Origin of the sequence: Pedobacter suwonensis (assembly GCF_900111825.1) — a bacterium.
Classification (GTDB): domain Bacteria; phylum Bacteroidota; class Bacteroidia; order Sphingobacteriales; family Sphingobacteriaceae; genus Pedobacter; species Pedobacter suwonensis.
In genome coordinates, this window is record NZ_FOJM01000005.1 from 98000 (window position 1) to 115314 (window position 17315).

At 39.1% G+C, this 17315-nt stretch carries 18 protein-coding genes; 9 read left to right on the forward strand and 9 right to left on the reverse strand.

Annotated elements, in window-relative coordinates; translation table 11 throughout:
• The first annotated feature begins 13 nt into the window (after positions 1–13).
• Positions 14–1132 (forward strand): TlpA disulfide reductase family protein, encoded by a 1119-nt coding sequence (locus BM107_RS07870; RefSeq protein ID WP_090982008.1) that lies wholly within the window; start codon positions 14–16, stop codon positions 1130–1132.
• Positions 1133–1577: 445 nt separating this feature from the next.
• On the opposite strand, the gene BM107_RS07875 is transcribed toward BM107_RS07870, so the two are convergent.
• The 5 genes from BM107_RS07875 to BM107_RS07900 all read right to left on the reverse strand — a co-directional run bounded on the left by BM107_RS07875 (position 1578) and on the right by BM107_RS07900 (position 6135).
• Entirely contained in the window at positions 1578–2201 is a 624-nt protein-coding gene (locus BM107_RS07875) for a hypothetical protein (protein ID WP_090982010.1), read from the reverse strand.
• Positions 2202–2344: 143 nt separating this feature from the next.
• The gene (locus BM107_RS07880; RefSeq protein ID WP_134203908.1) at positions 2345–3016 is read right to left on the reverse strand and encodes a hypothetical protein; all 672 of its coding nucleotides are present in this window, start codon (positions 3014–3016) and stop codon (positions 2345–2347) included.
• A 934-nt stretch (positions 3017–3950) separates the two neighbouring features.
• Positions 3951–4688, reverse strand: coding sequence for a hypothetical protein (locus BM107_RS07890; RefSeq protein ID WP_090982016.1), 738 nt, complete (start codon positions 4686–4688; stop codon positions 3951–3953).
• Positions 4689–4828: 140 nt separating this feature from the next.
• A complete protein-coding gene (locus BM107_RS07895) occupies positions 4829–5467 on the reverse strand; it encodes a hypothetical protein (protein ID WP_090982018.1) in 639 nt (212 codons plus the stop codon).
• A gap of 20 nt (positions 5468–5487) precedes the next feature.
• The gene (locus tag BM107_RS07900) at positions 5488–6135 is read right to left on the reverse strand and encodes a hypothetical protein (protein ID WP_090982020.1); all 648 of its coding nucleotides are present in this window, start codon (positions 6133–6135) and stop codon (positions 5488–5490) included.
• A 546-nt stretch (positions 6136–6681) separates the two neighbouring features.
• Between BM107_RS07900 and BM107_RS07905 the strand changes: the two genes are divergently transcribed.
• The 6 genes from BM107_RS07905 to BM107_RS07925 all read left to right on the forward strand — a co-directional run bounded on the left by BM107_RS07905 (position 6682) and on the right by BM107_RS07925 (position 11229).
• On the forward strand, positions 6682–7389 hold the full coding sequence (locus BM107_RS07905; protein ID WP_090982022.1) for an RNA ligase family protein: 708 nt from the start codon (positions 6682–6684) through the stop codon (positions 7387–7389).
• Complete coding sequence (locus tag BM107_RS07910) at positions 7361–8230, forward strand: HDIG domain-containing metalloprotein (protein WP_244278761.1); 870 nt, start codon at positions 7361–7363, stop codon at positions 8228–8230. The genes BM107_RS07905 and BM107_RS07910 overlap by 29 nt, the downstream gene beginning before the upstream one ends.
• Before the next feature lie 17 nt (positions 8231–8247).
• The gene (locus BM107_RS25075; protein WP_244278762.1) at positions 8248–8481 is read left to right on the forward strand and encodes an AAA family ATPase; all 234 of its coding nucleotides are present in this window, start codon (positions 8248–8250) and stop codon (positions 8479–8481) included.
• A 273-nt stretch (positions 8482–8754) separates the two neighbouring features.
• Complete coding sequence (locus BM107_RS07915; protein ID WP_090982024.1) at positions 8755–9315, forward strand: Crp/Fnr family transcriptional regulator; 561 nt, start codon at positions 8755–8757, stop codon at positions 9313–9315.
• A 74-nt stretch (positions 9316–9389) separates the two neighbouring features.
• Entirely contained in the window at positions 9390–10298 is a 909-nt protein-coding gene (locus BM107_RS07920; protein ID WP_090982025.1) for an NmrA family NAD(P)-binding protein, read from the forward strand.
• Position 10299: 1 nt separating this feature from the next.
• Entirely contained in the window at positions 10300–11229 is a 930-nt protein-coding gene (locus tag BM107_RS07925) for an alpha/beta fold hydrolase (protein ID WP_090982027.1), read from the forward strand.
• A 452-nt stretch (positions 11230–11681) separates the two neighbouring features.
• Here BM107_RS07925 and BM107_RS07930 read toward each other — a convergent pair whose 3' ends face one another.
• Positions 11682–11999: a hypothetical protein gene (locus tag BM107_RS07930; protein ID WP_090982029.1), complete on the reverse strand. Its 318-nt coding sequence runs from the start codon at positions 11997–11999 to the stop codon at positions 11682–11684.
• 21 nt (positions 12000–12020) lie between these two features.
• Positions 12021–12815 (reverse strand): SDR family oxidoreductase, encoded by a 795-nt coding sequence (locus BM107_RS07935; protein WP_090982031.1) that lies wholly within the window; start codon positions 12813–12815, stop codon positions 12021–12023.
• Positions 12816–12939: 124 nt separating this feature from the next.
• Between BM107_RS07935 and BM107_RS07940 the strand changes: the two genes are divergently transcribed.
• Positions 12940–13332, forward strand: a complete 393-nt coding sequence (locus BM107_RS07940) for a winged helix-turn-helix transcriptional regulator (protein WP_090982032.1) — start codon at positions 12940–12942, stop codon at positions 13330–13332.
• Positions 13333–13478: 146 nt separating this feature from the next.
• Here the strand turns inward: BM107_RS07940 and BM107_RS07945 are convergent, their stop codons facing one another.
• On the reverse strand, positions 13479–14216 hold the full coding sequence (locus BM107_RS07945) for a response regulator transcription factor (protein WP_090982034.1): 738 nt from the start codon (positions 14214–14216) through the stop codon (positions 13479–13481).
• An 11-nt stretch (positions 14217–14227) separates the two neighbouring features.
• The gene (locus BM107_RS07950) at positions 14228–15652 is read right to left on the reverse strand and encodes an ATP-binding protein (protein WP_090982036.1); all 1425 of its coding nucleotides are present in this window, start codon (positions 15650–15652) and stop codon (positions 14228–14230) included.
• 234 nt (positions 15653–15886) lie between these two features.
• On the opposite strand from BM107_RS07950, the gene BM107_RS07955 reads away from it, so the two are divergent.
• Positions 15887–17296: an alpha-L-fucosidase gene (locus BM107_RS07955; RefSeq protein WP_090982038.1), complete on the forward strand. Its 1410-nt coding sequence runs from the start codon at positions 15887–15889 to the stop codon at positions 17294–17296.
• Positions 17297–17315: the final 19 nt, after the last annotated feature.

Consider the following 17315-nt stretch of genomic DNA (forward strand, 5'->3'; position numbering starts at 1 on the left):
AAAGCGATATAACATGAACATTTTATTTAAAACCGTATTCACCCTTGTACCTGCGACGCTGATGTGTTGTGGAGGCCCGCTATTTGCACAGAACGGGAAATATGTAATAACCGGTAAGCTGCCTGCCGCTAATGAAAAGGTATATCTTGGTCACGAAGCTGGCGACAAATATGTCATCACAGATTCAACCAAAGTTATTAATGGCAGTTTTATGTTTAGAGGAGCGGTTAAACAACCGGGCTTTTATAAACTGGAAAGCAAACACCTTAAAAACCCAATCGTTTTTATATTAGAAAACGCGGCCATCAATGTGTCTAAACCTGATAGTGTATCGCCCGTGGTGATTAGTGGTTCTCCTGCGCACGATGTGTATATGAATTTTTATAATGGCCCATGGAAAACAATCACTGCCAAGGCCGGAGGTATTTACGGAAGACTTGATCAGGCAGAGAAAGCTGGCAAGATGGATACCGCCACCCGTGCAGGCTTAGACAGAGAATTTAGAGCCCTGGATACTTTGAATATCGCAACTGTGAAGCAATACGTTTCCAGGAATCCAAGCTCAGCCGGATCGGCAGGTATCATCTATGATCGCTTCATCAGTTATCCGAATTTCCCGGTAGCTGAAGAATTATATGGGATGCTCACGAAAGAAGCACGGCAATCAGATATTGGCGAACAAATTAGCACCGCAATAAAAACGAATGCGAAAACGGCCAAAGGGAAAGTTGCTCCGGCAATTGCCATGCCTGATAAAGATGGTAAAATTGTAAAGCTTTCTGATTTTAGAGGGAAATATGTACTCGTTGATTTCTGGGCGAGCTGGTGTGGACCCTGCAGGAGAGAAAATCCAAATGTAGTGGCCGCTTATAAAAAATATCATGACAAAGGCTTTGAAATTTTGGGTGTATCCCTCGATTCTAAAAAAGATGCCTGGTTGAAAGCCATTGCAGCTGATGGCCTCACCTGGACGCATGTTTCAGATCTACAGGCTTGGTCTAACGCTGCTGTTAAGGAATATGGTGTAAAAGCGGTACCAGCAAGCTTTCTGCTTGATCCCGAGGGTAAGGTGGTAGGTAAAGATTTGAGAGGAGAGGAACTGAACAAAACCCTGGCTGGTATTTTCAAATAATAACTATACAAACATCAGTTTATAAATAGCTGCGGCCCCCGGGCTTGCAGCTATTTTTGTTTGAAATGAGGTGAATTTTGTTTGCTACATTACAATTTAGAAACCACTGCGAATTATAACATAAAATGGGAGCCCACAATTTTTAAATTTGCCAATCTCAACTGGAATGAACTGGCTAGGAAGTTAGTCAAAACTTAATCTAACAATTACCAGAAGTCACTGATCTTTTTAAAACCGTATTGACCGATCATTTATTAGCCTCCATCACATTAGCACCGATATCATGATAGGAGCCTTTTATTCCCAGCATGTCTTTTTCCAAATTATATTAGCTTTCTTAGATTATTCTGAACTTTCATGTATCGGTTTCATAATTCCATGGCTACTGAATGTATAGATGTTCTTTGCGATTCGATCCACCTACAAAGTGTCGCCCTTTTTAGGTCTAATCATCAGTCTGGTTGGCTCGATGCTCTTCTCTTCGTTTCACTTCTAAATTTTTATTCCTCTCTACCAATGCACTAAATTTTTCTGATATCGAATGATATTGTTCCTCGTCAAAATCTTCTAAATAAATTTTCTTGAATTGCATTTTCGCTTTAATAGTCGGGATTTTAACCAACATGCCTTTTTCGTTATTTGCCAAATGATCAAAATAATGCCAGTTGCTCACGTATTCGCCAGTAAGTAGATTTATACTTGCTTCACCACTACCGTCGTTTGTTGCGCTCCCCAAAGCGTACTCACTTACGCCGATTAACCTTATTCGCTTTTCATTTTTCTCATACCTAAACTGGCAGGCATAACCCGAACGCATCCAATTCGTATTCATTTCGAAACCGGTTTTTTTAGGTTCAATGAGGGTATTATCTCCAGCCGTTTCTATTTTTTTACTTTTTATTTTTTTAAAGTTTTGGGTAGATAATCTACAAGTAATTTTATGATCGTGTTCATCCAGGTAAACAGTATCCATCTTTCCATCCAAATCAATGTCTTTTACCAACTTTTTCTGCGCATAGGTTGATAAATTTAAAGTTAATATACCTGCGATAATCATTAGTTTTTTCATGTGTGCCTGCTAAAGTTGTACCTCCTGATCGTTAGTTAAAGCTGAAATTTACATATCACTGTTTATTTTTTAAATGTGCTTTACCATTGATAGGTGTTTGTATATTCTTGCCATTTTTTAAGTGACTCCTAATGGTTATGTCGTTAGTCCTCTTTGGTTATTTTAACATCAGTAAAGTGACCTAAGGTTCCCGGGCCTATCCATAATCCTATACTTCCGCGGAGATTTTTACCCTGTTTCAGGTCATTTACAATTAAAGTGGGTTGAGCTGCACCATTTACATATAGTCTGGCCGTTTCATCCTTTACCACAATTTTTATTTTGATCCATTCTGCCGGCAAGATATCTACATAAGCTTCATACTTTCCTGGTGTTTCTTTTCTTAATTTTTCCCATGGATATCCTGGAATAGAAATATACTGGCTGGAATGATTCCTCCGTAACTGGTCATTTGCACGACCATTGGTGGGACGTAAATAAAAAACTTCCGTTTTTGACGCGTCAAGAGCTGCTCTGAATGCTATTCCTACAAACCCACGTGCTGTCTCACTAGCGTTTGCAAGTGTTTGTCCCGAAATGGAGGCTTCAATTATTCCGTTATGAAAGTCAGTATCTTTTAAGATCGCAAGTGTATTGTCTCCATCTGCTTCGCCTTTTATTTCGAGGGCTAAAGCATTTTTACCTTTGAAGACAGCGGCTTTAACCGTTACCTGAAATGGAACTACATCAGATGGACTCTTTGCAAAGTTTTGTGCCTTTAGGTTCAAGCTGAATATTGTGCTTAAAAACAAGACGTATAGTATTCTACTGATCATAAGAGAAATATTTTAAGTGACTTAATTCATCTAAAATAAAGAAAATGGTTTTTCTCTTAGAATCTTTTGATAATCTTCTATTTCTCGAAATCTTTTAGCGGATGACTACAACTCAATTATCATTTCTATTGATGATATGCTATCATTTATTTGCTCCTTAGATTCAAAATACCACCACTGAATTACTAAAATAATGTACTTAAAATCACTGTACTTTTGGAAGCCCATCTTGATGAGGAATGAGATTGCAATTTAATACACTGTTTTTGCAATTTGTAAAGCATTTTATTTCCAGTTAAGCAACCCTATAGCGGGATAAGCTACCTGATAAACGGGACGATTTCTCCAAATGGAGTGCTGGTTAAACTTCCATAAAGAGACAACAGAAATAATATACCGATTACCAAAAGAAATAAGGGTTTGTATCTAAATTCTTTTTCTTTTTTTACTGTGTATCTGTAATAAAGATAGGTGCTTGTCAGATAAATTGTTGTAAAAACCAACATCATGTAAGTAACAGTCATAATTGTATTAGCTTAAGTTTTTTAGTGATATTAGATTAAATTTAAAAATCAATTTTTTATGATTTTTATGCTAACTGACATTCGTTGAATATGGTTCATTATTCGTAGGGAACTGAGCTAAATCCGTTTATGCAGGTGCTGTTCAACGCCCCCAAGACAGTTAACGCTCAACAAAAGCGGAGCGGATGATCGTTGGTAATTACAATTAAAATATTTAAAATTTGGAACAAATTAATTTAATGTTGGATACCTGACAACTTCTATATCCGTAATTAGCCATGCAAATGGAATTAAACTGTAAATAAAGGGATTCGCACGTGCTTTAATGTTAATTTTAGCCAGCTTAGGTCAATCTGGTAATCTATAGCAGGACTGCAACTACCATAAATGCCGGAGTTTTAAGGTTTAACTTAGTTTCCCACTTTATTGAAAGCATTGGTCATGATCTTACCTGGATCGCTATCTTTGAATAATACCGTTGGTATTTTGTAGTTTTTGGTATCAGTAGTGCTTGGCATATCCTCCTTCATGGTGTTAATATCGGTTTGGGTGTAAGTGCCTTTCAACAAATCAATTTTCTGTTCTGTATGCCCTCCGGCACCCATACTAAAAGCACTAACCTGTGTTAAAATTAAATCTTTGTTGATGTATTGATAAGTACTTTCAATGCTGCCTGCCGGACCGGTTGCCTGCATAGAAATAACCAGTTTTCCACTATCAATCTTAATATTTTCATAGTCGTAGATGGAGTAACCATTTTCACGGTATTTAGGCTCCACTGCCGAGAATGATTGATCATAGCGTTTATATTTTTCACCTTGTTTAAAAAGTACTAAAGTAGGGCGAAGTGCCGTGCTATCCTGCTGGCTTATGAGTACGATAACTGCATCTTTTAGTCCATCGTTGTTCAGGTCGCCTGTGGCTTCTAAATCTATTTTATAGTTGGCCGGAACAAAATCGTTAATGGTATTACCCGTACCGGGAAAAAAAGGATCTGCACTTGTGGAGTCAGCTTGTTGAGAAAGTTCCGGTTGATTTTTTACAGTATCTGCAACTATTTTCTCCGCTTGCTGTTTTTTATTTTGGCAAGCGATAATTGTTAATGAAATATTAAAAAAGAATACAAATTTTTGAAGCGGTTTTATCATGATATTTTGATTAACTTATGGAGACGTTATCATTTAAATGTTTCTGATTACGAGGCTTTAAGAGAAATGCTTTATTGTTGCAACACTTTCCTTTTAAAAGCGATGTTTAAGATATTTAATCATACTTGCTGAAAATTAAATTAGTTTTTTTTTAAAAATGCAGCGGCTTCCACCTTTTCAAATTCTTTCTTACCCTCATCCCATAAATAAGCTCTGTAGTAAACTTTTTTGTCTTCCGGATTTTCTTTGCAAATCCCGGCGATAAAAAGCCTGCTTGTTAGGTTGCCGATTGCTCTATCCTCTGCAAAAAGACATGAATTCTCTTCACCCAGCGGCAGGTCGTATATTTTTCCATCTCTTACATCAATCATAAACCCCATGATACAACTCGCGCCGCAGCCAAATACAGAAACGACATAGTATCCTGCAAAGCTGATTTCGTTGGTTTGGTAAGCTTCCGTAATTCTGGTTTTAAAATCTTTAGCATTGGGGTAGCTTGCCCAGTTTATAGGCGCATATTGGGTTACTTTTGCAGCATCTACATGATATCGTTCGAAATCAACGTTATCATGATCATCAAGCCGGACTTCTTCGGGCTTTTCCTTTGGCAGCTGAACTGAAGGTAATGAAGCGGTAGGCGTATCAACGATGACCTTTGCTGTATTATCTGCAGGACCAACTTCCACGGCTTCGTTATTACTTTTGGTTACGTTGTTACAGGCGTATGTCGTTGCCAAAATACCCAGAAACAGGCAATTGATCAGTTTTGTCATTTTCATAAAAGTTAATGCGGTTTAATCTAACTAGCAATGTCGATTCTCTTAAATTTTAGGTATTTGCCATCAATAACTGCAAAGCTGTAAATAATATTGTATTCACCTTCGCTTACAGCATTGCCTTCTTCATCTTTGGCATTGTTGGTATAAGCTAAGTTTAAACTCAACACCTTACTGGTCTTATTGTATTCGGCAATCAGTTGATATTTCGTTTCGTTTGTTGTAACTTCTGGCGTTTCATTATAACCTGTTTGGTATAGCTGATCAGCATTAATTTTCAGTAATGTTTTAACAAAATCTGCATTAAAAATTCTGCTATAATATTGTTCCAGGTCTTGTTCGTAAAATAGATCGGGATTTTCGAATTTGTTTTTTCTTTCCTTTATTTCAGCTTCGGTCAAATTGCATAAACTCCAGATGGAGGCACCATCATCTGCAACCGGGAAATCAAAATATGTTTTGAGCTTTTTGAGATCTTTTGAATAAATGGTTTCTCTAAAATTCTTAAAATCATCTGACCAATCCTTAACTTCAACATCATTTTTTGCTTGAGGTATAAGAATAGTGCCTTTTGCCGCCGTTCGAGATGTTGGTTGCTCTTTTGCCTTTTTTTGCGAGTTATTGCAGGCTGATAATAAAATAAATGCGAGAATTAGATGTATAGGTTTCATAGTAGCGTTTTCAATTTGTTTGTATAGGTTAACGCTAAAAGCTTATAATGGTTTTGACGTAAAGGTGTTGCGGTGGAAAAATAAGTATTTCTGTAAGTTCCAAACTGCTGAGTTTTGACACTTTGATTTCCGAAAACAATAGATCTGCTTCATTGGATCGTATGAAACTAAGTGAATAGGTTGCGTTGAAAAACTATCCATTAGTTTAGCATTCGGCTAATGAAAATAATGAGGTGAAGAGTGAGCGGATCTTCATCTACACAGATACAATGAATACTGAAATCATTCTTGTTTTAATAGAATGCTAAAAGGGATAGCTCAGACCTAAATTGGAATAGGTTGAAACAATACTTTCCGCTAATACGATTTTGTAAGTTCTAGAGAATTCTTAAAAATACCGTTAAATAAAAAACAAATTTCTACATTTGCAAAAACATCAACTGTTCAAAACCTTGAGTCATGTAATATCATTTCGCATATCGTGTTAAATGATCTTCTCCAATCGGGAAGGAAGTAATCTCTATTTTTAATTTTACTTATTACAATATGGCTATTTCACAAAAATATGGTCGTACTTTTCATTATCCGTTTTCGCCGGGGACAATGAGCGATGATAGAATTCAGTACGATTATTGGAAATATTTACAAAATATACCAACGCTAATACATACCGAAAAACTAGACGGGGAGAATAACTGTTTGTCAAAGAATGGTGTTTTTGCCCGTTCCCACGCTGCTCCTACAGTATCGCCCTGGACGCAGAGCCTCAGGCGCTTTTGGGAATTGGTGAAATATGATCTCGGCAATCTGGAGTTTTTTATAGAAAATCTGTACGCAATCCATTCGATCGAATATCGTAAGTTAGAACATCATTTTTATGTGTTTGGCATTCGTGAAAATCAACGTTGGTTAAGCTGGGAAGAAACTAAGTTTTATGCCAACATACTCGATTTGCCAACAGTTCCAATTATTAAAATCGAACACACTCCCGAAAATCAAATACAGTTTGAAAAAGAAATATTGTTGTTAGCCAACAACGCTGGTGCTTTTGATCCTTACGACATTGGAGAGAAATCAAAAGGCATTATGGAGGGAATTGTAACCAGAAACGCTGAAGGGTATGCCGTCGATGATTTTGCAAAAAATGTCTTCAAGTACGTGCGTAAAGGGCACATTAAAACGAATGAGCACTGGACGAAAAATTGGAAACGCGCAGCCCTAATCAATGAAGGAGGTAGATATGTGGACTATTAGTGAAAATAAAGAGTGGTCTTATCTTGAAAGCCGATTTGATTGGGTGAGGCGTATGAAGGAAGTACCTCAAGATCCTCATTATCATGCAGAAGGCGATGTTGCAACACATACGCAAATGGTGCTGCGAGCTTTGCAAAATGAATCAACTTTTCAACAGTTATGTGGGCAAGATCAGGAGATTTTGTGGGCTGCAGCTTTGTTGCATGATGTAGAGAAATATAGTACTACAGTTTTCGAGACCGATGGGCGCATTACTTCTAATGGACATGCACGGAAAGGCGCACAGTTTGTAAGGCAGTTGTTTTACGTTAATGGCCCTGTACCTTTTGCCATTCGCGAGCAAATAGTCGGTTTGGTCAGGCTTCATGGCTTACCTATCTGGTTGTTTGAAAAAGCAGATCCCTTAAAAGCTGTTGTAAAAGCAAGTATGGAAGTTAATTTAAAATGGTTATGCTTGCTGGCAAAGGCTGACATGTTAGGGCGTATTAGCAGTGATCAGGAAGAGATGTTGTACCGAATCGCTTGTTTTGAGGAGTACTGTAAAGAAAATCGATGTTGGGGCAACGCCAGAGCCTTTGAGGCAGATTATGCAAAGATGTACTATATGCAGAAGGAAGATGCTTATTTGGATTATATTCCATTTGAAAGACCAAATGCAGAGGTGATATTAATGTCTGGTTTACCGGGCGCAGGAAAGAATAGTTTTATTAAAGCACATTATAATGACTGGCCAGTCATTTCCTTAGATGATATTCGTAATGAAAAGGGTATAGCTCCAACCGATAAAGTGGGTAACGGACGTGTGATACAAGAAGCAAAAGAACGCGCAAGATATTCTTAAGAAAAAAACAATCTTTTGTGTGGAATGCGACTAATATAACCGGTCAGCTGCGTTTGCAACTGATTGATTTATTTTCAACTTATAAAGTAAGGATAAAGATCGTATATATTGAAGTCCCTTATCATAGTCTGCACCAACAGAATAAAAATAGAAATGATAGAGTGCCAACGGCAGTGATAGATAAGCTCGTTAGTAAACTAGAAGTGCCGAAATTGTGGGAAGCACATCAAGTGGCTTATCAAATTAGATGATATCTGATTATAGCACATTTGATCAGATCATTGATTAAGCCTAAATCAGATAGCGAGTAGCTTGATAAGTTTGCAGCTGGACCCACAACGCCATCCATTCATTTGGATGGCTTTATCACTCTTTTTGGCGTATTTCGTAATGCTAATTCTTAACTCGATTCCTAAGAAGCGATCTCAATTTTTTTAGGGATCTTCTTAACCTTTGGATCAAATGATAGAAGCGATGGAACCAACAATTCTAAAATATTAAGTATATTTAATGCCGAATCAGCTATGCAGGAACTTAAAAATTTGATACGTTCCAACGTTTGGTTGGAAGAAGAGGACCTTAATAAGATATTAGGGTGTTTTAATCTGAAAACGTTACAAAAGAGTCAGCTGCTGCTAAAACGTGGCCAGATCGCTTCACACTATTATTTCTTAAACAAAGGAGCACTTCGCTTTTTCTATAACGATGAACAGGAGCTTACTGCCTGGATCGTTCAGCCTGGCGAGTTTTTTGCTGAAATTTCCAGCCTGAATCCAGGATTACCTTCACGCTTTAATATAGAGGCGGTTGTAGATACTGAACTATACTGTATCCATAAGAACGATATGGATTCGCTTTACAAACAGATTCCGGCCTGGCAGGAATTTGGACGAAAACTCTGGGAAGGTATGTGTGTGCGTATGATCAGTGAGATCATTAGTTTCCAGACCATGACTGTAGAGGAACGTTACCTGGCATTTCTACAAAAGCCCGGCTTCATGCAATTTATTTCTGTAAAGCAACTGGCTTCTTACCTTGGCATAACACCAAACGCCCTAAGTCGCATTCGTAAAAATCTTCGATAATTGCATTATCTACCAAATGGTAGTTCTATTGACTTTCTATGGGCCTAGCTTTGTGAACTCAATAAGAAAGAACAATGAACAATATTATTTTAGTTGCCGGTGCTACCGGCGATCTGGGAAGCAGGTTATGCAAACACTTACTCAAAAATGGCGCTAGTGTAAGGGCTTTGGTAAGAGAACAAAGTAATCAGCAGAAAGTGAATGAACTGCACGAATCAGGAGTAGAGGTTATAGCGGTTCACTTTGCTGATGAAAAGGGACTGGTGTCGGCCTGTAAAGGTGTTTCCTGCGTAGTGTCTGTACTTGCAGGCTTGCGTGATGTGATTGTAACCGCACAAAGCCAGTTGCTTCATGCTGCCGTAAAAGCGGGCGTTCCCCGTTTTATTCCATCCGATTTTTGTACAGATTTTACTCAGCTACAGTTTGGCGAAAACAGGAATTTTGATCTGCGTAGGGAGTTCCAATCCGTGCTTGAAACCAGTAACATCCGGGCTACCTCGGTATTCAACGGTGCTTTTGCCTATGTTTTGCAGTATAACATCCCACTTTTGGATACCAAAGCGCAGACCATTACCTACTATTCCGGAAAAGCTGATTGGCAGATCGACTTCACCACTATAGAAGATACGGCAGCTTTTACGGCATACGCTGCATTGGATGATAATGCGCCGCGATTTCTCCGCATTGCAGGCTTCCGGTTTAGCCCGAACGAATTGGAAGCGCTGACCGGACGTGTTTTTGGTGAACATTTCAAACTAAAAGAACAAGGCACACTGGAGCAATTCTCGGCTTACATCCAAAAGTTGCGGACAGAAAATCCAGATGGGGAAAACCAGCTATACCCGCAATGGCAGCAGATGCAATATCTCTACAGCATGTTTGCGGCACATCATCATATGCTTGATAATGATCGGTATCCTGGTGTAAGCTGGCAAACCGCAGAAACAACACTTAACGAAATAAGTAACAACAAAATAGCGTAGTATGGAACAGGTATATAGTGATGAGCAGCTCATAAAACATTGGCCGGGCTTTACCAGCCATGTAATGGAAGTGAACGGAACACAACTGCACTTTGTAGATGGCGGCGGCGAAGGTCAGGTATTGATCTGCCTGCCCGGCTGGCCGCAAACCTGGTATTCTTATCGTTCTGTTGCGCTGCCTTTGGCTGATCGCTTCAGGGTTATCGTAGTCGATATTCGTGGTATGGGCAGTTCGGCAACACCGGCATCAGGTTATGACAAAAAAACAATGGCTACTGATGTGTACGAGCTGATGCGCTTATTGGGTATTGGTAGGGCGTATGTTATGGGCCATGATATAGGCGGTATGGTGGCCTGCAGCCTGGCGCATAATTATCCGGAAGTGGTAGAACGCCTGATCCTTGCAGATGGTCTGCATCCTAATGAAGGAATGATGCAAATGAAACTGATGCCGCCTCCTGAAACTTTTGGCGAAAAAATAGATCACCAACAACCTTACACGTGGTGGATGAGTTTTAATCAAGTTAAAGAACTGCCTGAAAAATTGCTGGAGGGCCGCTACCGTTACCTGCTAGACTGGCTTTTCGATTACGTGATGGTGGACAGTTCGAAAATGCCTGATTTTGATAGGGAGGTATATGCATACGTTTACAACCAGCCGGCGCGTATACGCGCTTCCAATTGCTGGTACCAGGCTTTTAACCAGGATATAGCCGATGCCAGAAATTATTCGAAGTTAAGGATGCCTGTTTTAGGTATTGCCAGCAATGTTTCGTACGGTTTTTATCAGTATACTTTAACAACGATAGCCGAAAATTATCAACTGCTTAACCTGGAGAATACCGGTCACTATATGTTTGAAGAGAATTCTTCAGGCGTTTGTGAAGCCATCATGGCGTATTTAACAAATAGCAACGAAGATAACGACTGAATTGCTCCAATAGTAAGTTTTTAACTATTTATTAATCATTTTTTTATAAAAAAAAGAGGCTGTATCATCTTTGTAAGTTCACATCTATTTCGTTACGTTGAGCTTCCAGAAACTTTGGGGAGGCTACCGTTGACAAAATCCGCTAGGGCGGTCGAGATCAGATAGCAATCGGATCTCGAGTATGCGGGAACCACGCAGTGCTTAGCTAAGCTAATCTTAATACATTTACGTTAAGATTATCTCGATGAGTACTCCGTGGTTCCTAATCAAGTCGTGAATGACGATCTTAGGAATATTACATAATCAAAATTTATTTGTCAATCATATATTTTGCGATACAGCCTCTTTTACTCACTCATACATTTACATTTGAGGCTTTTAAAGAATTGCTTTTTGCGTTATTGCGTGTCAATCTTCATTAGCAGGTCAATTTTGTGCAGGTAATGCAGGAATTAACCGGTTATTTTCAGTGATTTAACATATCCATCAGCTAATTGAAAATGATATTTCAAAATAACCGGACTACCCGGAAAGTTTCCTGAAGTTTTCGCTAACAGGATGTTTGCTTCTTCGTCATATCCTACCGGCTCAATAGTAGCGTGATATTCTTTGTTTGCTTTATCAATCCAGCTTTCAATTTCTGCTTTTCCGTTATGGGTTTTGCCTTCATCAAATACTTCTGCATTTTCAGTAAAACAATTTGTGTACGCAGCACTGTCAAATTCGTTTTGTGCTTTTACTAATTCGGAGATCATTTTTGGTAAATTCATCGTATTATATTTTTAAGAGTTTTAAATTGTTGGTACTGTACCGCCGTCTATTATAAATTCGGTTCCTGTTAAATAGCTGGCTCTTGGCGAAACCAGAAAGCCGACCAGTTCAGCTATTTCTTCAGGTTCGGCAGGTCTGCCGAAAGGTATGCCACCCAGGGCATCCATTACACTTTGCTGCGCTTCAGCTATGGTACTATTTGCGTTTCTTGCAATTTCACCCAGCCATGCCTCCGATGCTGCTGTATTGATCCAGCCTGGCGAAACGGTTAGCACCCGGACACCCTTAGGGGCAACTTCGTTCGATAAACTTTTACTGTAATTTCTCAATGCTGCTTTTGCGGCGGCATAGGGCAAAGTAGATTCATACAGAGGCAGTTTACCCTGTATGGATGCAATGTGAATAATGACACCGCTTTTCCTGTCGATCATTTGTGGCAAGAATCCCCTGTCCAGCCGTACCGGCGCAAGCAAATTAGCTTGTAAATTTGATTCCCAATCTTCATCGGTCAATACAGAAAAACCACCGGCCGGTGTTGATGAACCACCAAGGTTATTTACTAAAATATCCAGTCTTCCATATTTAGAATGTACTTCGCTGACTACTTTTTGTGTTCCTTCTGCCGTGCTCAGATCGGAAGCAATAAAATGCATATTGCTGTTTTCTTTTTCAGGTGCATTTCTGGCGCTGATAATCACTGTTGCTCCGGCTTGTAGTAGTCTTTCGGCAATTGCTTTTCCAGCTCCTTTTGTTCCACCGGTTACCAGGACCGTTTTACCCTGAAGTTCATTATTGTAATTAAATTGATTTTCCATTTTTCAGATTCTTTGATACAAATTTCGCAAGTATCACTTTTTCAGGCAATAACGGAAAACCGAATTGCATAGGGATAATTTTTTCCCCTATTGTACGATTTGGTACATTGGATTAAATTTGTATATGCACGAAAGAAAAATACCTTTGAATTTAAATTGCGGCCTCGACCTGATCGGCGAAGTCCTTTACGGCAAATGGAAAATTCGTTTGCTGTGGTTTATCCATCAGGGACATTTGAGGCCAAGCGAATTACAGCGTAAAATTCCGGATGCTTCAAGGCGCGTTTTAAATATCCAGTTGAAAGAACTTGAAGATCATGAGCTGGTGACAAAGAAAATTTATGCTCAGGTACCGCCAAAAGTTGAATATTCCCTTACAGATTTTGGTAAAACCTTGGTTCCGGTAATTTCTGCCTTAGGATTTTGGGGTGATGAACATGAGAACAGGCTGAGAAGGGTAATTTTAAAAAGAATGGAATCCTCACAAAACCTTTCAGAATATACTGTACTGCCATAAGGATCATGAAAAACAAAATAAAGAAGGCTTATCCCATAATTCAATTCCATTAACAATAACATTGGATTTTTAACCTTTCATGTCTTGACTCCTGATGTATTTGAGGGAAAAAGCCCTGGTGGGTTCCTGCTGTTCTTAGCTATCTTCTATTCTTGCTCTAAATGTACATTTTCACTGTGCTGATGTACCTTCAAAATGTATCCAAGGCCGTATACATTTTCAATACTCACCTGGTTAGATGCCCGGAAAAGCCTGCGCAGTCTTGAAATGAATACTTCCAGACTTTTTCCATTGAAATAGTCATCATTTCCCCATAAGGATAAAAGCAGGTCCTTTTTTTTAACCACCTGGTTAATATTACCTGCCAGCTGATCCAATACCTCTGATTCTCTTACCGTGAGGGAAATTTCTTTACCATCGGGCATTAAAACCAATAACTGATCCTTTTGGTACCTGATATCTCCCAGGTTGATATAGTCAGATTTTACAGCAGCTGGTGCTTTTGGATCAGGTGAAAATTTATTAATGATGTTTGCGATTCTCAGTACCAGTTCTTCAATTTCAAACGGTTTTGATATATAATCAATGGCGCCAATTTTAAGCCCCCTGAGCCGGTCTTGTTTTTCGCTGTGTGCCGTTAGGAAAAAGAAAGGTTGGCTGGCGTTAATTTTCACCAGTTCAGCAGCCAGTTCAAAACCGTTAATGTCAGGTAGCTGTACGTCAACAATCACCAGCTTGTTGTTAAACGGGTTTGCAGCATAATACGCTAACGCTTCTGTAGCAGTATTAAACCATAATACGCTAAAGCCACGTAATTGCAGGTATGCTGTGATAACGTTGCCTAGATCCGGTTCATCTTCAATTATTATGATATCATAAGGCATAGGATTGCAGTTTAGTTGATGTTAATCTGATTTACAGGTATGTGTACCAGAAATTCGGTTCCTTGTTCAGGTGTTGTTCTTATACTGATTTTCCAACCGTGGATATCAAGGCATTGTTTTACATAATACAAGCCAAGCCCCAGGCCTGAAACGGTATTGTCTTTAACTCCACGGAAGAATTTATCGAATATTTTTTCTTTCACATCCGCTTCAATTCCCTTTCCATTATCTTTGATATGCAGGGTATAGCCATCCTTGCTTTTTGTGATAAAGATCATCGTTATTTTAACGTCGCTTTGATTGTGTTTAAAGGCATTGTCAATGATATTCTGCAGCATGGTGGTAAATACAAAAGGATCCAGCATCACTAGTATTTCCGAATCGTAAGGATCGAATGTCAGCCTGTCTGGTGCCTGTATTTTTATTTTATAGTCGTTTACCAGCGTTAGCACAATATAGTTGAGATCTGTTTCTTCTAAATTGATATGGTTGTTCATTTCCGATACTCCAAGCATTTGGTTGATGTGGGAGTGAAGTCTCCTGGCTTGTCTCTCCACAATATTTACCAGTGTATTTACACGATTCCGGTCGCTGAGTACCTCATTTTCGTGCAGGCTTTTACTCGCCAGCAGAATGGTGGTAATAGGGGTGTTGAATTCGTGTTTGATACTGTTTAGGAAATCGGATTTAATATCCGTTTCTTTTTTCTGCCGCATCCAGCTGATATAAGTGTAATAATTGATGCCTACGATGATCAAGATGCAAAGTGCCACCAGCAAAAACGTAGGCAACATCTGATACGCCACTTTGAGTGTGCGGCCAGGCTGGTCAACAAAAAGGTTAAAGGTTATCCTGTAATTGTAAACCAGGTTACCACTGACAGAAAGATTGGTAATTCTGTTCTGCACCGTCGGATGAGTTAATGTGCCATCTATAATGATACCGAACGGTGTCTTTTGGTCTGCTTTAAAACCGGTAGGGGTATGGTTGTTAAATATGGTGATGTCTCCGATTTTGGTATCGAAGTTGATGTCTATCTGCTGAAAGGTAAGCAGGTATTGTAAGTTGCTGTCCAGGCCATTTCTTTTTACTATCGATTGGAAAACACTGTCCATCGTACTTTCCTTTTGAAGCTTCTTCAATAAGCTGTTGCTAACGCTTTGCGAAAGTTTAATAAATTCATGCCGGTTACTGAGGTAAGCATTTTTAAGTGCAGGCATATTTTTGATGAGGATGGAATCGATAATCTTTCCTCCGCCCTTATAAACCTTATCTTCAGGTATACTGCGTCCGTATTCATCATTAATCAGTGTTTTTTCCTTTAAACTATAGTCTCTATCTCTGAGTACGTAGGAGTTATAGGTTAACCTGAATTGCACAAGAAGCAATATCAGAAAGCTAACCAATACAACTGCCTTATATATCCGATCTTTCATTTTATTCTTTAAAAATAGTCCTATTATTCCATAAATGACATATCGTTAAGCTTTTGTTAGGTTTCTGTTACGTTTTTGTTCGGCAAATTGTTGCGGGGCGGGATGTAGCTTTGACAATGGATCTGGATGACCTTTTAAATCAGGTTTATCAAGCCATCTAACTCGGGTAAATAGGTGCGTAAAGCCTATTATTCGAAAAATTCACAATAACAATTAAACTAAAAAAAAGGAAAAATGACCTTTAGCAGGATTTTATCATTATCACTTATCGTTTCGGCTGTAATAGCGATGAACCCGGTCAGGGCACAGCAAAAATCTGCCAGCAAACCCCTGGCAGAGCTGCAACAAGATTTCGTTGACCTCGGATTGGGCATGTTTATTCACTACGGTATGCCAACTTTTATGGATCAGGATTGGTCTGATCCGGATGCAGATCTTTCCCTGTTCCAATCGCCAAAACTTGATGCCGATCAATGGGCTAAAGCTGCAAAATCTGCTAATATGACTTATGGTTGCCTTACCACCAAACACCACAGTGGTTTTCCGATCTGGAATACCAAAACAACGGCTTACAACGTCATGAATACACCATTAAAGCGCGATGTGGTAAAAGAATATGCAGATGCTTTCCGAAAAAATGGCTTAAAGGTAATGTTGTATTATTCTATACTGGATACCCACCATGGCATCCGCCCAAATCAGATTACACCCGAAAATGTGAAAATGATTAAAGATCAGATTACCGAACTACTGACCAATTATGGTGAGATCACCGCCCTGATTATTGATGGATGGGATGCACCATGGTCAAGGATTTCTTATGATCAGGTACCTTTTGAAGATATTTATTACCTGATTAAATCGTTACAGCCGAATTGCCTGGTCATGGATCTGAACGCGGCCAAATATCCTGCTCAAGCGCTATTTTATACCGATATCAAATCTTATGAACAGGGGGCAGGACAGTTTATTTCAAAAGAAAACAATAAACTTCCGGCGTTAGCCTGTCTTCCGCTGCAGGCCAACTGGTTCTGGAAAACATCTTTCCCTACCACTGCGGTAAAGAACGTACCCGAACTGGTGAACAAATTCATTATCCCGTATAACGGTGCATACTGCAATTTTATTCTGAATGTAGCACCTGGTAAAAATGGTTTAATAGATGATAATGCTTTAACTGCCTTGAAGGAAATGGGGCAACTCTATAAAAAACCTACTGGTATTCCACGTATTCCACCGCATGCTGCTCCGATTATCTCCAGTAATATGGCTAAACATATAAAAAGCAATAGCAGCTGGAGTGACGATATGAACATCATGGATTTTGCCAACGACGATAATTTTAGCTCTAGCTGGTCATCCAATTATACGGTTAAATCGCCTTGGTACGAGCTAAATTTTGAGAAGGCAGTGCCATGTAACATGGTGGTGCTTACCGCTGGAAATAACCAAAAAGCATCCTATCATTTACAATACTATGCAAATGGTCGATGGAATGCACTAGCCGCAAATAATGAAGGAGAAAAAAAAGTTGCCATTTTCCGGTTCGAGCGGATCTGGTGCGAAAAAATCAAAGTTACCATTACCGATTTCGATAGTCCGCCTGCTATTGCTGAACTAGGCGTATTTAACGAAAGAAAATAAAATGTGCTTAGCCGGATTG

Excerpts from the sequence above, each read along its gene's own strand:
- BM107_RS07870 (WP_090982008.1), top strand. The coding sequence starts at position 14 with ATGAACATTTTATTTAAAACCGTATTCACCCTTGTACCTGCGACGCTG.
- BM107_RS07875 (WP_090982010.1), bottom strand. The coding sequence starts at position 2,201 with ATGAAAAAACTAATGATTATCGCAGGTATATTAACTTTAAATTTATCA.
- BM107_RS07880 (WP_134203908.1), bottom strand. The coding sequence starts at position 3,016 with ATGATCAGTAGAATACTATACGTCTTGTTTTTAAGCACAATATTCAGC.
- BM107_RS07890 (WP_090982016.1), bottom strand. The coding sequence starts at position 4,688 with ATGATAAAACCGCTTCAAAAATTTGTATTCTTTTTTAATATTTCATTA.
- BM107_RS07895 (WP_090982018.1), bottom strand. The coding sequence starts at position 5,467 with ATGAAAATGACAAAACTGATCAATTGCCTGTTTCTGGGTATTTTGGCA.
- BM107_RS07900 (WP_090982020.1), bottom strand. The coding sequence starts at position 6,135 with ATGAAACCTATACATCTAATTCTCGCATTTATTTTATTATCAGCCTGC.
- BM107_RS07905 (WP_090982022.1), top strand. The coding sequence starts at position 6,682 with ATGGCTATTTCACAAAAATATGGTCGTACTTTTCATTATCCGTTTTCG.
- BM107_RS07910 (WP_244278761.1), top strand. The coding sequence starts at position 7,361 with ATGAAGGAGGTAGATATGTGGACTATTAGTGAAAATAAAGAGTGGTCT.
- BM107_RS07915 (WP_090982024.1), top strand. The coding sequence starts at position 8,755 with ATGCAGGAACTTAAAAATTTGATACGTTCCAACGTTTGGTTGGAAGAA.
- BM107_RS07920 (WP_090982025.1), top strand. The coding sequence starts at position 9,390 with ATGAACAATATTATTTTAGTTGCCGGTGCTACCGGCGATCTGGGAAGC.
- BM107_RS07925 (WP_090982027.1), top strand. The coding sequence starts at position 10,300 with ATGGAACAGGTATATAGTGATGAGCAGCTCATAAAACATTGGCCGGGC.
- BM107_RS07930 (WP_090982029.1), bottom strand. The coding sequence starts at position 11,999 with ATGAATTTACCAAAAATGATCTCCGAATTAGTAAAAGCACAAAACGAA.
- BM107_RS07935 (WP_090982031.1), bottom strand. The coding sequence starts at position 12,815 with ATGGAAAATCAATTTAATTACAATAATGAACTTCAGGGTAAAACGGTC.
- BM107_RS07940 (WP_090982032.1), top strand. The coding sequence starts at position 12,940 with ATGCACGAAAGAAAAATACCTTTGAATTTAAATTGCGGCCTCGACCTG.
- BM107_RS07945 (WP_090982034.1), bottom strand. The coding sequence starts at position 14,216 with ATGCCTTATGATATCATAATAATTGAAGATGAACCGGATCTAGGCAAC.
- BM107_RS07950 (WP_090982036.1), bottom strand. The coding sequence starts at position 15,652 with ATGAAAGATCGGATATATAAGGCAGTTGTATTGGTTAGCTTTCTGATA.
- BM107_RS07955 (WP_090982038.1), top strand. The coding sequence starts at position 15,887 with ATGACCTTTAGCAGGATTTTATCATTATCACTTATCGTTTCGGCTGTA.